This is a genomic window from Candidatus Enterococcus willemsii, from assembly GCF_009933335.1.
In the GTDB taxonomy this organism is placed as follows: domain Bacteria; phylum Bacillota; class Bacilli; order Lactobacillales; family Enterococcaceae; genus Enterococcus_F; species Enterococcus_F willemsii.
Genome location: NZ_MAEL01000010.1, coordinates 47,243 through 62,700 on the forward strand (window position 1 = coordinate 47,243; position 15,458 = coordinate 62,700).

The 15,458-nt window shown below is 37.0% G+C and carries 14 protein-coding genes, 1 riboswitch and 2 other annotated features; of the genes, 9 read left to right on the forward strand and 5 right to left on the reverse strand.

Going from position 1 to position 15,458, the window contains the following annotated elements:
- Positions 1–14: 14 nt before the first annotated feature.
- From BAU17_RS01425 to BAU17_RS01440, 4 genes are all read left to right on the forward strand, one after another.
- The gene (locus BAU17_RS01425; RefSeq protein ID WP_161901030.1) at positions 15–1,355 is read left to right on the forward strand and encodes a helix-turn-helix domain-containing protein; all 1,341 of its coding nucleotides are present in this window, start codon (positions 15–17) and stop codon (positions 1,353–1,355) included.
- Between the two features lie 80 nt (positions 1,356–1,435).
- A complete protein-coding gene (locus tag BAU17_RS01430; protein ID WP_161901031.1) occupies positions 1,436–1,834 on the forward strand; it encodes a hypothetical protein in 399 nt (132 codons plus the stop codon).
- Positions 1,835–2,132: 298 nt separating this feature from the next.
- Positions 2,133–2,264 carry a Clp protease gene (locus BAU17_RS01435; protein WP_161901032.1) on the forward strand — a complete coding sequence of 44 codons (132 nt, stop codon included), beginning with the start codon at positions 2,133–2,135 and terminating at the stop codon, positions 2,262–2,264.
- 91 nt (positions 2,265–2,355) lie between these two features.
- Entirely contained in the window at positions 2,356–2,940 is a 585-nt protein-coding gene (locus BAU17_RS01440; protein ID WP_161901033.1) for a histidine phosphatase family protein, read from the forward strand.
- Between the two features lie 484 nt (positions 2,941–3,424).
- Here BAU17_RS01440 and BAU17_RS01445 read toward each other — a convergent pair whose 3' ends face one another.
- From BAU17_RS01445 to BAU17_RS01465, 5 genes are all read right to left on the reverse strand, one after another.
- Positions 3,425–5,512 carry a heavy metal translocating P-type ATPase gene (locus BAU17_RS01445; RefSeq protein ID WP_161901034.1) on the reverse strand — a complete coding sequence of 696 codons (2,088 nt, stop codon included), beginning with the start codon at positions 5,510–5,512 and terminating at the stop codon, positions 3,425–3,427.
- Positions 5,513–5,639: 127 nt separating this feature from the next.
- Positions 5,640–6,986, reverse strand: coding sequence for a branched-chain amino acid transport system II carrier protein (gene brnQ, locus BAU17_RS01450; RefSeq protein ID WP_161901035.1), 1,347 nt, complete (start codon positions 6,984–6,986; stop codon positions 5,640–5,642).
- Between the two features lie 136 nt (positions 6,987–7,122).
- The gene (locus BAU17_RS01455; RefSeq protein WP_161901036.1) at positions 7,123–7,857 is read right to left on the reverse strand and encodes an amino acid ABC transporter ATP-binding protein; all 735 of its coding nucleotides are present in this window, start codon (positions 7,855–7,857) and stop codon (positions 7,123–7,125) included.
- 12 nt (positions 7,858–7,869) lie between these two features.
- Positions 7,870–9,450: an ABC transporter permease subunit gene (locus tag BAU17_RS01460; RefSeq protein WP_161901037.1), complete on the reverse strand. Its 1,581-nt coding sequence runs from the start codon at positions 9,448–9,450 to the stop codon at positions 7,870–7,872.
- A gap of 102 nt (positions 9,451–9,552) precedes the next feature.
- Positions 9,553–9,724: riboswitch (Lysine riboswitch) on the reverse strand.
- Between the two features lie 72 nt (positions 9,725–9,796).
- Positions 9,797–10,093 carry a hypothetical protein gene (locus tag BAU17_RS01465; RefSeq protein ID WP_161901038.1) on the reverse strand — a complete coding sequence of 99 codons (297 nt, stop codon included), beginning with the start codon at positions 10,091–10,093 and terminating at the stop codon, positions 9,797–9,799.
- Positions 10,094–10,258: 165 nt separating this feature from the next.
- Here BAU17_RS01465 and BAU17_RS01470 point away from each other — a divergent pair, with 165 nt between their 5' ends.
- The 5 genes from BAU17_RS01470 (at position 10,259) to BAU17_RS01490 (ending at position 15,457) form a co-directional block, all read left to right on the forward strand.
- Positions 10,259–10,951, forward strand: a complete 693-nt coding sequence (locus tag BAU17_RS01470) for an NAD-dependent protein deacylase (protein WP_161901039.1) — start codon at positions 10,259–10,261, stop codon at positions 10,949–10,951.
- 11 nt (positions 10,952–10,962) lie between these two features.
- Positions 10,963–11,799, forward strand: coding sequence for a chorismate mutase (locus BAU17_RS01475; protein WP_161901040.1), 837 nt, complete (start codon positions 10,963–10,965; stop codon positions 11,797–11,799).
- 1 nt (position 11,800) lies between these two features.
- Entirely contained in the window at positions 11,801–12,316 is a 516-nt protein-coding gene (locus BAU17_RS01480) for a transcription repressor NadR (RefSeq protein WP_161901041.1), read from the forward strand.
- 137 nt (positions 12,317–12,453) lie between these two features.
- Positions 12,454–13,743: a protoglobin domain-containing protein gene (locus tag BAU17_RS01485; protein ID WP_161901042.1), complete on the forward strand. Its 1,290-nt coding sequence runs from the start codon at positions 12,454–12,456 to the stop codon at positions 13,741–13,743.
- A 67-nt stretch (positions 13,744–13,810) separates the two neighbouring features.
- Positions 13,811–14,048 (forward strand) — a binding site (T-box leader).
- A 34-nt stretch (positions 14,049–14,082) separates the two neighbouring features.
- Positions 14,083–14,316: a binding site (T-box leader), on the forward strand.
- A gap of 82 nt (positions 14,317–14,398) precedes the next feature.
- A complete protein-coding gene (locus BAU17_RS01490) occupies positions 14,399–15,457 on the forward strand; it encodes a methionine ABC transporter ATP-binding protein (RefSeq protein WP_161901043.1) in 1,059 nt (352 codons plus the stop codon).
- Position 15,458 lies beyond the last annotated feature (1 nt).

Sequence of the window (15,458 nt, forward strand, 5' to 3'; positions counted from 1 at the left end):
GGAGGTGGGAAATAATGTTTGGTTTTCCTAAAAAAGTTCTCTTGCAACGTGAACTATTACAATTTCTTGATAATCAAGAAACGTACACAACCAGTATACATATCGTAAATGTTTTGCCAATTCGGTCTAGGCAAACAATTTTAAAGTACATCAAAGAACTACAAGAGACAATTGAACAGTTATATGACAAAGATAATTTATATTTGGAACTAAATAAACGTGATGGTGTTTTTTTACATCGTAAAAATGCGAATTTTCAAGCAGTGTTTGAACAAATTTATTCAGATACAATTACCTATCAAATTTATCGTCGCTTAATTTTGGAGCGATGTTTTTCAGTAGACGATTTTTGTGAGAAAGAACAAATTAGTTTTTCAAAGCTACGTCGAGATATCAAACAAATCAATGATTTTTTAATGCCTTACGAATTATTTATTTCAATTGGAAATACTGTGAAAATCACGGGTGATGAAGCAATGATTCGTCTTATCTTCTTTTTATTTTTATATTATGTTCATCGTCAAGTTGTCCACATTTCTTGGATTGATATGACTAAATATATCAAACAAGCTCAAGAAAGCATGCAGCAACATGCGATTAATAATACCAAGTCACTCGTCAACAAAGTGGCTTTATGGATCTTTATCCATGAGCAAGCACCAGATGAATTAGAGAATCTACACCTGCCTACAACAGATATTACAATTCAAGGAACCATTGAAGAACAGTTTACATTTACGGTGCTAGATATGCTAGACTTATTAGATGGTATTCTACAAATCAAGCCACAAAAAGTAAAAGAGATTCAACCGTGGATAACAATGTTTGAAACTGATTTTCGACCATTGACGTTAGAAGAACAGCAACGTGTGTACCAACTTGCTTATAAAAAACAGCTACTCAAACAATGGCTACCCAATCAGGAACTCATCACAGCTATTTTTTCACCGACAAATGTTGCGGAATTGGTACCATTGTACCCGAAATTTGCTGCGCATTTGGCTCAGTTTTGGGATAGATGTCTGGCGAATTTTCCAGAATTCTCTGAACAAGTAGATTATCATCAACTATTTTTATTTTGTTTACCTTTTGTACCAGAAAAAATGCTATTAAAGCCGATTAGGATTTGCTTGATTTCCCAATTACCAACTTATTATGTACAACAAATACAACAACAATTGACATATGCATTTCATCGTCAAGTAGAACTGGAATTTGTGGCAAAAGAAAGGGCAGAATTGTATGTTTTTACAGAAAGGTTTACACTTCCTCAAGAAAAGCCATCCGTACTAATTGATTCGCAATTATCAATACGAGATATGCAACAGCTGCAAGAGATATTGCAAGGCAAATAATTCTCATGTTCTCCTTTTTTATTCCAAATCATTTTGAAAAAGATTGTTTTATGATAAGGTGAGAATGGGGAGGGATATGCATGAAATACTATCGAGTCGTGTTTTTAGTAGGGGCGTTGTTTTTAGCAGGATGCCAAGCGTCAACACCCAGTACCGAGAGTGTGTCAGAACATTCAGCTAGTTCTTACCAAGAAACACAAGCAACATCAACAATTCAGGAAGAAATGGGCGAACAAGAGCCATCGACAGAGAATAAGAATGTGGTTGATCAAGGAATGGATGAAGCGACTTATTTATCCGAACATCTTCCTTTGGAGGAATTAGATTCCATAACGCTTACCGATAATCGAAATAAACGCGTGTTATTATTTAGTGATGACTCTGGTGAACGTTATAAAAGTATCTACCTAAAGCAAAAACGCTGGTTGAAAATTGTCTCTTTGACAGATGATGAACTCATCTTTAATCAAGAAATTTAGGTGAGAACGAACAAGGAGTATGACATCCATATGAAAAATCCGAGTGCTAGGGCAAGAGATCCTTTGTTACTTGGATTTTTTCTATTGTGCTATTTATTAATAATTAACGTAGACAGCTGAATCAACAACGATATGAACCAAAAATTGCGAAAATGCTGACTTGGAGTCAAGGACTAAAAAGATGTATGATATGAGGATGAGTTCATTTGTATCTAATCATATACACCTAAAAGTAGGAAGAAAGATGTAATGAGAATTTAGAACAATTACTTAGAGTGTAAAAATGGGGGATGGTGCTATGCGACTTAAACTACATATCAATCACAGTCTGTTAGCGCAAGAAAATATTGAAGTAAAAGCGAGAGTTAATCTGAATACTGGAGAAGTCACTTTTTTTATTGAGGAAGATGATTTGAAGAAATCACAATAGGACGTTAAAGGTTAGTATAGGAAAGTAGATTGTTGTTAGATACATGGGTTAATGTGTGCAGTATTTTTATTTAATAAAGAAAGGAGTAGTTATGAAATTATATTTTGTTAGGCATGGTCATACAGAATGGAATGAAAGCAATAGAATTCAAGGTAGTCAAGATGTTGACTTATCCAAAAAAGGTATATTACAAGCTAAAAAATTAGCGAATAAACTACAAAAAAAGCAACTAACTATTTCAAAAATATATTCTAGTCCACAAAAAAGAGCAATTCAAACAGCGAAAAGTATTTCTAATAAATTAGCAATTTCTACAGTAGTAAAAGAAGGGTTACAAGAAATTAATTTAGGATTATGGGAAGGGTTAACATGGAAAGAAGTACAAGAAGACTATGCATCTGAGTTTAACGTCTGGTTCCATAATCGAAGATACCAAATTGCCCCTGAAGGAGAATCTTACCAACAATTAATGGTAAGGGTTATGTCTGTCCTTGAAGAAATAATAGACCAGAACCAAGAAGATGTTCTTATCGTTACACACAGTGCAGTTATTATGTGTTTACAATGTCTGGTTCATCAGAAAGCTTTCGAACAGATGGACCACTACCGAGTAAAAAATACAGAAGTAATTGAATTCGATGACTGTACACTACACCTTCTGAAATCATTGATATAATTCACTAAAAAATAGCCCGCTAGTAGGGGCTAGCGGGCAAAGGAGTTAAAAATGAAAAAGTGTTAGTTAGGGTTGTTTGTTGGTATGTTTATACTATAAAGCTTAAATGTGAATACTTTGTGACGAAAAACTTTCATTTTGTTTAAAAAAATAAAAAATAAAAAAACAAAAAGAACCCGTCAGTAGGGGCTGACGGGCAGGGTAAGGAGTTAAAAATGAAAAAGTGTTAGTTAGGGTTGTTTTGTTGGTATGCTTATACTATAAAGCTCAAATGTGAATACTTTGTGACAAAAATCTTTTATTTTCTTAAATAAAATAAAAAACAAAAAAAGAGCCTGCCAGTTGGGTGGCTGGCAGGCAAGGAGTTAAAAATGAAAAAAAGTTAGTTAGGGTTGTTTGTTGGTATACATATACTATAAAACTAAATTGTGAATACTTTGTGATGAAAAACTTTTAAAGTTATTAAGATTCTATTATTCACAAGTTATTTTGTGATTTTTAATGTGAGGGCATTTAAAGCTACAATTACCGTACTTAATGACATTAAGATTGCGCCGACTGCTGGGCTTAATAAGATACCAATTGGTGCTAAAATACCAGCTGCTAATGGAATTGCGACAATGTTATACCCTGCTCCCCACCAAAGATTTTGAATCATTTTTTTTCGGGTTTGTTTGGATAAATCTAGGAAGCGAAGAATATCTTCAGGATTGCTGTTTGTTAAGACGACATCGGCAGAGTCAATGGCGACATCTGTTCCAGCGCCAATGGCAACACCAATGGTAGCTCTCGCTAAACTTGGCGCATCGTTAATGCCATCACCCACCATCATGACACGTTTGCCTTTTTGAAGCCATTCGCTGACGATTCGTTCTTTATCTTCGGGCAGTAAACCAGCGTAATAGTTTGCCATACCTAAATAATTTGCGACATTTTTAGCGGCTTCCTCATTGTCTCCAGTCAACATGACAGGTTCGATTCCTCGTTCTTGTAATTGGGCAATAAATTGAGTTGCTTCCGGTTTTACCTGATCTCCCAAAGCAATTAAGGCAATTAATTGGTCGTCAATTAATAAGTAACTAATCGTGTTCCCTTGTTCTTGATAGGATTGAATGAGTTGTGTGTCAATGGGTTTTCCTAAACGACGGACTTCTTTTTCGTTTACGATTTTAACTGTTTTATGATTGACGGTGCCAACAAGACCGACCCCTGAGATGTTACTTGTGTTTTCTGAGGAGTAAGGCGTGATTTGTTCGGCTTTGAGATAATTCATAATCCCTGTGGCAATCGGATGATTGGCAGAAGTTTCTAAGGCACCGATGAATTTTAAAGCATCTTCTTTGGAATAGGTACTATCGATAACCTCTACACCTGTGACAGAAAATGTGCCTTGGGTTAATGTCCCTGTTTTGTCTAATAAAATCATATCAATGTCATGAGTATTTTCGAGTGCATTACGGTTTTTTAACAATAAGCCATTTTTAGCAGCAATCGAAGTGGAGCGAGCAACCACTAACGGAATGGCTAAACCTAAAGCATGTGGACAAGCAATGATGAAGACGGTAACCATGCGTTCAAGTGAAGTTGGAAAGTCATCAACGATTAGCCATACAGAGAAGGTAATAAGTCCAGCGATTAAGGCAATATAGAAAAGCCATTTAGCGACTTTATCAGATAAGGCTTCCAAGCGAGATTTTTCGCTTTGTGCTTTACGCACCATCTCCATGACTTTGGCTAAATAACCACTTTCGCCTGTACCAGTTACTTTAATTTGTAAGGTCCCATCACCATTGACAGAACCACCGATGACTGTGTCACCTACTTCTTTTTTGACACCACGGGACTCACCAGTAACAGCGGACTCGTCGATAATGGACGAACCTTGCTCAATAATCCCGTCAGTTGGCATTTTATCGCCAGCACGTACGCGTAAACGGTCTCCTGCATGGATCTCTTGTAAAGGAAGGGTTTCTTCGCGTCCGTCAGAATGGATGCGTGTGACTTCATCGGGTAAAAGTTCGGCTAATTTCTGCAAGGCATCACTCGCATTTGAAATAGCATTCATCTCAATCCAGTGACCTAGTAACATAATGACAATTAAAGTCGCTAATTCCCAGAAGAAATCCATAACATGTTGATGCAAGAACTGATTCGCAATAAAAGAATATACACTGTATACATAAGAAACGGAAATCCCCATGGCAATCAACGTCATCATAGCGGGATTTTTTTGTTTTAGTTCCATTTTAGCACCACTTAAAAATGGTTGCCCACCATAGAAAAAGAGAATGGTGGCTAAAACAAGAACGACCCAATCTGAACCAACGAATGTAAATTGAAACGGCAATTCCATGCCCATCATTGGAGAAAGCAGAATAATTGGAATGGCTAAAATGAGTGACAACCAAAATTTTTGCTTGAAATTTCCCATATGCATCGAGTGATCCATGCCACCCATGTCGTGTTGATGCATTGAATGATCCATTTCATTGTGATGGTTATGCATGTCGTGCTGAGACATTTTGTGTTCTTCGTGATGGTGCATGTGTTCATGATCTGTCTGTTTATTCATCGAAAATCCTCCTTTGTTTACAAATGTAATTATTATCTATTTTTAGTTTACGCGTATCGTTTTTTATTGTCAAATAATAGCCATTAATAAAAAAAGTTGGTTCCTAAATAGGAACCAACCAGAAAAGTTAATTTGATTTTGGACGTAAAAAATGCCAAAGCATGCCAATGATAAATCCGATACATGCAGGTAACACCCATCCCATCCCAATTGAAAAGAAGGGCAGGAATTTTTCTCCTAAGTGAATGAGGCTTTGAGCAAAACCTGTTTCCGAAAGAAAAGCTGGACTTGCTTTTAAGCCATCAATAATTGAGGCAATTAAAGTGAAATAAGTAGTGACTTGATAAACACGTGAATCATGTTTGAAAAGTGGACCGATAATAGCCAATAGAATAAGTGTCATTGCCAAAGGATATAAAAACATCAAGACTGGGAATGAAAATTCAATAATTTTAGTCAAACCTACATTGGCAAAAAGACAAGCCATGCCACTAACAAGTGTTGCAAAAAAGAGATACGAACGTTTAGGGAATAATTCAATAAATGTTTCAGAAAAAGCGGAAATCAAGCCAATCCCAGTTTTTAAACAAGCAACAATGACAATAAGTGCTAAACCAATACTACCAATGGTTCCCAAGTAGTGATTAGCGATTTCTGCTAAGGCAATCCCACCATTTTCGCTGAGTGGGAAGGTACCGATACTCATTGTTCCCATATATGCTAGTAGGCTGTAAATAATACCCATTAAAACAATACTGACCGCACCTGATTTAATCGTATCAACGGCAATCGTTGCAGGTTTTGTTACCCCACGATGGCGGATAGTTGTCACAATGATAATACCGAAGGCTAATGAAGCTAAGGCATCTAAGGTATTGTAGCCTTCAACAAATCCTTTGAAGAAAGCACTGGTTGCATACGTTGGTTGGACAGTAGCTGTCGATACCGCACCCATTGGACGAGTAAATGCTAGTAGTAACAAAATACCTAGCAATACTAAGAACAAAGGATTTAAAAATTTGCCAACATAATCTAATAATTTGGATGGTTTACGCGCAAACCACCAAGCAGTAAAGAAGAATAATAAACTAAAAATAGCTAGAAATAATGTGTGCTGTGTTTCGGGAAGAAATGGCGCTAAACCAATTTCAAAAGAAGTGGTCGCCAAACGTGGTAAAGCAAAAAATGGCCCAATCACTAAATAAAGTAAAATCGTAAAAATAAAGGCATAACGTTTGTTAATTTTTGAAGCAAGGTCAAACAAACCATTGCTTTGCGAAGTGCCAATCGCAATCACACCTAAAAATGGTAAACCAATTCCAGTTACTAAAAAACCTAAATTTGCCCAAAAAACAGCCGAGCCAGCTTCTTGTCCCATATGCACAGGGAAGATAAGATTTCCTGCACCAAAAAATAGTCCGAATAACATGGAGCCAATGTACAGATAATCTTTAACAGATAATTTTTTTTCCATATGAATCTCTCTTTCTAAAAATTGCTGTACCAAACGTATCAAACTATGAAAAAAATAGCAATTCCTATCCGATTTTTTTCAGTAAATCCTTAGGAAACAAAAAAACGCCACCCTCAAATGAGCGTGACGAAACGTTTTATTTTAAGACACGACGTAAAAATTCTTTGGTACGTGTTTCTTTTGGATGAACAAAAATATCTTCAGGTGTGCCTTCTTCAGCAATTACACCTTTATCCATGAAGATTACACGGTCAGAAACTTCTCTGGCAAAATCCATTTCATGTGTCACAATAACCATTGTTAAGCCTGTTTCCGCCAGATTTTTCATTGTTTTTAATACTTCCCCGACCATTTCTGGATCAAGTGCGGATGTCGGTTCATCAAAGAGCATGACATCGGGATTCATTGACAATGCACGAGCAATCGCAACACGTTGCTTTTGTCCACCTGATAATTGAGCAGGTTTCGCTGAAACGAAGCGATCCATGCCGACTTTTTTCAAGTTTTCAATCGCAATTTGTTTTGCTTCTTCACGATTGCGTTTTAAGACGGTTAATTGTCCAGATAGGCAATTTTCTAGCACATTCATATTGTTAAATAGGTTAAATGATTGAAAAACCATTCCTAAATGTGTACGGTATTTTGGCAAGTTGTAGCCCTTTTCTAAGACATTTTCACCTTTGTATAAAATCGCACCACTGGTTGGTTTTTCTAATAAGTTGATACAGCGAAGTAACGTTGATTTTCCTGAACCAGAAGAACCGATAATCGTTAGCACTTCACCTTTATTGACCGTCGCATTAATGTCTTTTAAGACTTCATTCGAGCCAAAACTTTTTTTCAAATGACTAATTTCGATGATTGATGACATAGTTGTTCCTCCTTATTCTTGACCTTCTGATGTTTCATCTATTTGGACATATGCCGTGGGACCATCGATTTTTTTCTCCATGAGACGTAATAGGCGAGTTGCTGTAATCGTCAAGACTAGATAAATGGCACCAATAATTGTAAATGTTTGGAAGAATAATAGGTTCGTTCCAGCAGCAGCCGATCCTTGGAAGAATAGGTCACCAACACTGATGACACTCAACACGGCCGTATCTTTAATATTAATAACTGTCTCATTTCCGATAGCAGGTAAAATATTGCGTACAACTTGTGGCAAGACAACTTTAATCATGGTTTGACTATGTGTCATTCCAATCGCTTGAGCTGCTTCAAATTGTCCTTTATCGACAGCAAAAATCCCACCACGAACAATTTCCGACATGTAAGCACCTGTATTAATCGAAACAATAATCAACGCAGCTACAGTTCGGTTTAAGTCGATTTGGAATGCTAAGGCTAATCCGTAGAAAATAACCATTGCTTGTACCATCATAGGAGTGCCACGGAAAACTTCAATATAGAGTGTTAATAAACCGTTGACTACTTTTTGGAAGAAACGTGCAACTGGATTTTCTGACATTGGTAAGGTCCGGAAGACGCCAACGAGTAAACCGATTAATGTCCCGGCAATTGTTGAAAAGATAGCGATAAATAATGTAATGCCCGCACCACGCAAGAATAAATTACCGTATTGTTGAATAATTTGTTTGAATGTTTGGACTAAACCGACATTCTCTTCATCAGAAGCAGAAGGTTGGTTTTCAACCGCTGTATCCATAATTTTGTTGCGTTCTTCTTGAGGAATACCTGCTAAAATCTCATTAATTTTGTTAAAAGCTGGATCGTTTTTACGTAATCCCACGGCAACTTGAACGTCTTCGGGATTCGTTTGGAAACCGTCAGCTTCAGAGAATTCAACCATGGTTAAATTCTTGTTTACATTTGATGCAGTGACACCTTCTGGACGTTCGCTGACATACCCGTCAATTACGCCAGAGCTTAATGCGACGCGCATTGCTGAAAAGTTTTGTTGTGCTTGTTGTTTTTCGACCCCTGGAATTTGATCAATTACACTATAATGGAACGTGTTTAATTGTGCTGTGATTTTTGCCCCTTCAAAATCAGCAAGTGTTTTTGCATTGGCATAGGGACCATCTTTTTGGGTTACAATAACTAAGTGAGATTCGTAATAGGAATCGGTAAAATCAATTTCTTTACGACGTTCTTCTGTGGGAGACATCCCAGCGATGATGGCATCGATTTTACCTGATTGTAAAGCAGGAACTAACCCATCCCATTGAATCGCGACAACTTCTAATTCTTTGCCTAATCCGTCAGCGATACGTTTTGCCATTTCGACATCGTAACCACCAACATAAGTATTTTTCTCACCACTTTTTGGGACTGCACCGTTGGCATCAGTAGTTTGTGTCCAGTTAAAAGGTGCATAGGCTGCTTCCATCCCAACGCGGAAAGTATCTGAGTTAGCATTTTTTTCATCTGCCAAACTAGGCACGCTAACAAATAGGGAAATAATCATTACAAATAAAAGTGTGAATGATTTTTTTTTCATTTTATAACCTCTTTCTTTCTACGAGAAAAACCAACAAAAAACAGCCGTACTCCATGATTGGAAAACGGCTGTAGACATTCAATCGTTGTCAACAAACTTCTCACAAAACATAGCGCACCTTAGCTAGTTGCTAAGACAGTCCGCAAGTTATTCACTTACGACCCAACAAATCTTTTAAGCAATGAAGATTTGTTTCGGCGATGTTCCCTAGTCCTGTTTCAACGTGTTGCTTCACTCCACAGTGTTAATGAACCTCGCGACCTCTACCGGTGAAGGTATCTCGTATTCAATTTAATCCTTCACGATTTTAGAAGAAAAGTTGTTGTTTGTCAACTAATTTACTAAATCATGCAGTTTTGGCTTTTGGTTCACGTCCAAGAATTGCTTGGATGATGGTTAAACCTAACAAAATAGCTAAAACAAGATAAATTAAGCTTGAATATTGTGTCACACCAAAGCCCCATGTACGATAAATCACTAATGAAATAGCAAGAACGATTGCTGCAATGACATTAAAGAATGCAAATGCCCAAAGGTTGCCATTTTCTTTGCGAGATAGGTAGAAGATAGAGAACCAAATGCTTAGTAAACCCCACGCAATACATACAAAAATAATACCCCAATAAATAATAGAAGCTAACATTTTTATTTTCACCTCACTTTGTTCAATCACTAACTATTTTACCACGTTTTTAAAAATGTGTCATGGAAAAATCGTAAATATTGCGATAATTTGTGAAAAAAATCTAAAATTATTTTTCGTATCATAAAATACTTTTAGCACGTATAATAGAGTTGAGGTGATAAAATGATGATTTGTTCACGAGAAGAAGCCTACCAAAAATTGCAAAAAGCGAAGGCCATTACTTTTTTAACGGGTGCCGGAATTTCTACTCCGTCGGGTGTGCCAGATTACCGCTCATTAAATGGCATTTATCAAGGGCAGCCTGAATACCTATTAAGTGCAACGTGTATGCAAGAAGAACCTGAAAAGTTTTACGACTTTGTGCAGAAAATCTATCATCCACAAGCAAAGCCAAATGTGATTCATCAAAAGATGGCACAGTTGACGAAAAATGGACAGGCGAAAATTGTGACCCAAAATATTGACGGCCTACATGAAAAAGCAGGCAGTCATCATTGTACAAATTTTCATGGAACATTATACGAGTGCACCTGTCGCAAATGTGGACAAAAAGTCCCTTGGCAAGAATATCTGACCCAATCGCAGCATAAAAACTGTGGCGGACAAGTGCGTCCAGATATTGTATTATATGAAGAGGGGTTTACGGAACAAGTCATCGAACAAGCAATCGCAGCTGTTGCTGAAGCGGATTTATTGGTTATTGTTGGCACGACTTTTCAAGTTCATCCGTTCTGCGATTTGATTCATTACCGTAACCCAAAGGCGGAGATTTTAGTGGTCAATCAGACTGATATTTCTTTACCTTGTTCATATGAGTTATTACAAGAAAATGCAACATATTTATTTGAAATGTAGGAGGAGTCTAAATGACGCGTAGTGAAAAAGAAAAGATGATTGCTGGTGAATTATATTTTTCTGCGGATCCTGAACTGGTAGCGGACCGCAAATATGCACGAGAACAAATGCGACTAATTAATGAAACAGAAGATAAAGTTATTCGTGGTCAATTGCTGAAAGAAACGTTTGGTCACGTTGAAAATCATGCGTATGTAGAACCAAATCTGCGCTTTGATTATGGATATAATATTTCAGTGGGAAAAAACTTTTACGCAAATTACGATTGTGTGTTACTTGATGTTTGCCCGATTACATTTGGTGATAATTGCATGTTGGCACCGAATGTTCAAATTTATACCGCTTCTCATCCATTACATCCTGTCAAACGCAACAGTGGATTAGAGGATGGTTCACCAGTAACAATTGGTGATAATGTGTGGTTAGGCGGGAGTTCAGTGATCATTCCTGGAGTCACATTAGGCAATAATGTTGTGGTTGGCGCAGGTAGTGTGGTGACCAAGTCATTTCCAGACAATGTGGTTATTGCTGGAAATCCCGCGCGTATTGTGAAAGAGATTGAATTAGAGCCAAAAGAAAATACATTAGAAGCACAACGTGAAAAAGTAGATGCTTTAGATAAAAAAATTGCGAAGTTATTAGAAGAACGGATGGACGTGGTCGCCGAAATTGCACGTATCAAAAAAGCAACCAATACGACTGTCCTAGATACCAATCGTGAAGAAGTCGTATTAGCTAATATTCGTCAAATAGTTCAAAATGAACAATATGCAGATACGATTGTCGAAACATTTAAAGACGTGATGAAACATTCTCGTGCGTATCAAAATCGTCAACTGGAGGAATAACATGGATGGAAATGTACGTCGTCAGAAAATTATCGAACAACTAGCCCAAACAACCAAACCAATTAGTGCCAGTCGTTTTGCCAAAGAATTCGGTGTCAGTCGCCAAATTATTGTTGGTGATATTGCGCTATTACGCGCAGCGGGTGAAGAAATTATAGCGACGGCACGTGGATATAAGCACGAATTTCCTGAGAACCAAAAAACCAGTAAAATTGCTGTCCAACATACCGAAGAACAAACGCGAGAAGAATTAGAAATTATCACTTCCCTTGGAGGTGAAGTGGTTGATGTTATTGTAGAGCATGAAATTTATGGTGAATTAGTCGGTGGTTTGCATATTAAAAATCAACAAGATGTGGATGAATTTATGAAAAATTATGAACGCTCAACGGCTGGTTTGTTGTCGCAATTAACGAATGGTATTCATTTACACACTATTCGATATGAGGAAGAGGACGTATTGGAACAGATAAAATCAGCCCTTACAAGTCAAGGGATACTCTATAAAGATCGTTAAATAGAAGCAGAAACGGTTTTTCGTTTCTGCTTTTTTGATAAGGGGAAATATATTTGTAAAACATACTGTTAAATATGTTCATATTTATGGTAAAATTTTTTTATAAAATGAACAAAATGTTGGGAGTAGGTGCAAAAATGTTCTTGCGCAAAAAAGAGGAGAAAGAAAAGTTAGCCCTTAATAAAATAGATGTGACGATGGAAGTAGGGCAGTATTCTAATGTATCAAAACAGTTACATATGTTGGAGATGTCGGAAAAAGATTTGAAACTATTGAAAGCGTTCCAAATTCATGTAAGTGACAATATTGAGGCTATCGTCGATTATTTTTACCAATCTATTGGGATGGAATCTAGTTTGATGAAAATTATTGACGATCACAGTTCAGTTGCCCGATTAAAAAAGACATTAACAAAACATATTGAAGAAATGTTTAGCGGGCAAATTGATAAGCAATACTTTTTAGCACGTCAACGAATTGCGCAAGTTCATGTGCGGATTGGTTTGCCAACCAAATATTATATTGGTGCCTTTCAGAGTTTATTTCTAAAAATGCTTGAGATTGTTGAAAAAGAAGTCGCGCATCCTCAAGATCAATTCGATACACTACGCGCGATTTCAAAAATTCTAAATTTTGAACAACAAATAGTGTTAGAAGAATTCGAGAAAGTGATTGACCAAGCAAATACTAAAAATGAACAGCAAAAACAATATGTTAGCCAACAAATTGTCGAAGCGACAGAAACCTTAGTCTCAGTGTCAGACCAGACAACTGCTGCTGTTAATCAATTGCATAATCAATCAGCTGAAGTTGTGACGTATGCAGAAGAAGCGCTGCAAATCTCTGACAAGGCTAAGGATCGAGCCAATGATGGGAATGTTCAAATTAAAGAATCGTTGCAGCAAATGGAACAGATAATTCAGTCCGTCAATGATATTTCCCAAGACGTTAGCAAATTGGCAAGCATTTCGAAAGAGATGGAATCGATTATCGCTATGGTGACGAGTATTGCGAACCAAACGAATCTCTTGTCACTCAATGCTGCGATTGAAGCAGCGCGAGCCGGTGAAGTGGGGAAAGGATTTAGTGTGGTAGCCGGAGAAGTACAAAATCTATCTGAACAAACCAAGCAGTCAACGAAGAATATTACTGGTCTCCTAAAAAATTCAAATACACAAACAGAAAAAGTGCTACAATCTATGAAACGCATTCAACAAGCAGTGGCTGCTGGTGAACAAAGTCTTTCGACTACAGCTAATCGATTTGTTCAAATTTTGGAGGCAATGGAGCAACAACAGCAAAAAAATAGTTTAGTGGGCGAAGAAGTGCATATTATAGGTCAAACAATCAATCAACTTGGAATGACTTTTGAAGCTGTCACAACATCTGTCGATTCCTTGGCACTGGCTGCTAAAGAACTTGTTTGAAAAAAATAAGAAAATAGGATTGACATTTTTTCTTACATCATGTAAATTAATCACAACAAGCAAATATATAATTCTGTTGATGAGGAAAGTAAACTTGGATGCTTTTAAGAGAGACTCTGGTTGGTGAGAAGAGTTAAGTTCAGATAAGTTGAAAATGGCCTTGGAGGAAAGCCTGTCGATATGTAGGCAAGCTCGGAATGTTCTACCGTTAAAAGGAACGCCAATCTTTCTATTTAGAAGAAACGTTGGGCAGAGGGAAGGAAACTTCCGAACAAAGGTGGTAACACGATATAGTCGTCCTTTTACTAGATAAGTCTAGTAAAAGGACTTTTTTTTATAATTCATACAATGAAGTGGTAAGTAATTAAGCAGAACCTTTTAAGAGAGCTTCGGTAGCTGAGAAGAAGCAAGGGAACACTTTTTGAAAATGGCCATGGAGTATTTATTTTCAAGCAGTCATGTAAGAGAATAACGAGTTGCAATCGATACCTTGCTCGAGTATAGTTATACTCACAGAGGAGCTGAAAAATCAGCTTAAACTGAGGTGGTATCACGCAAAAAGGCGTCCTCAAGAAAATAAACAGTCATGTTGTTTTCTTGAGGATGCCTTTTTTGATAAGGTGATGCTTCAAGGGAGAATTAGGAGGATAAAAAGATGATTGAATTAAAAGATATTTCTGTCACATTTAAACAAGGAAATCGCGAAATTCATGCAGTAAAAAATGTAAATTTATCAGTCGACAAAGGAGATGTCTATGGCATCGTTGGTTATTCAGGAGCAGGTAAAAGTACGCTCGTGCGGGTTATTAACTTACTACAACGCCCAACAGAAGGTTCTGTGGAAATTAACAATGTCGAATATACTGGATTAAAACCGAAGCAATTACGTGCGAAACGTAAATCTATTGGAATGATCTTCCAACACTTTAATTTAATGAAAAACCGTTCCATTTTTCAAAACGTAGAATTCTCATTGAAATATCAAGGGAAATCAAAACAGGAACGTCGCGAAAAAGTAACGGAATTACTAGAGCTAGTTGGTTTGTCCGATAAAATTGATTCGTATCCAAACCAACTCTCTGGTGGACAAAAACAACGAGTAGCCATTGCACGTGCCCTAGCAAATGATCCGGAAATCTTACTTTGCGATGAAGCAACAAGTGCCTTAGACCCTAAAACAACCTTACAGATTCTAGCTTTATTGCGTGAATTAAATAAAAAATTAGGCTTAACAATTGTCCTAATTACACATGAAATGCAAGTAGTCAAAGAAATTTGTAATAAAGTAGCAGTCATGGAAAATGGCGAAGTCATCGAACAAGGTGACAGTGTTCAAATCTTTAGTAAACCAGAAAAACCATTAACAAAAGATTTTATTCGTACTGCAACGCATATTGACCAAGCCTTAGAAACAATCTTAGGTAGCGAGAGTTTTTCTCATTTGGAAGAAGATGAGTGGTTGGTGGAATTGTCTTATGTCGGAGATTCAACTAGTGAACCGCTAATTGCGCAGTTGTATCGCGAATTTCAATTAACAACTAATATCCTTTATGGAAATGTTGAAATTATTCAAGATGTCCCATTAGGGAGTTTAGTTGTTACCTTAGCTGGAAACTTAGAACAACGCTACAAAGCGTTCGATTATTTAATCGCTCAAGGTGTGTATGTCAATATCTTGAAAAAAGCAGAAGACACACAAGTAGGAGGACGATAAG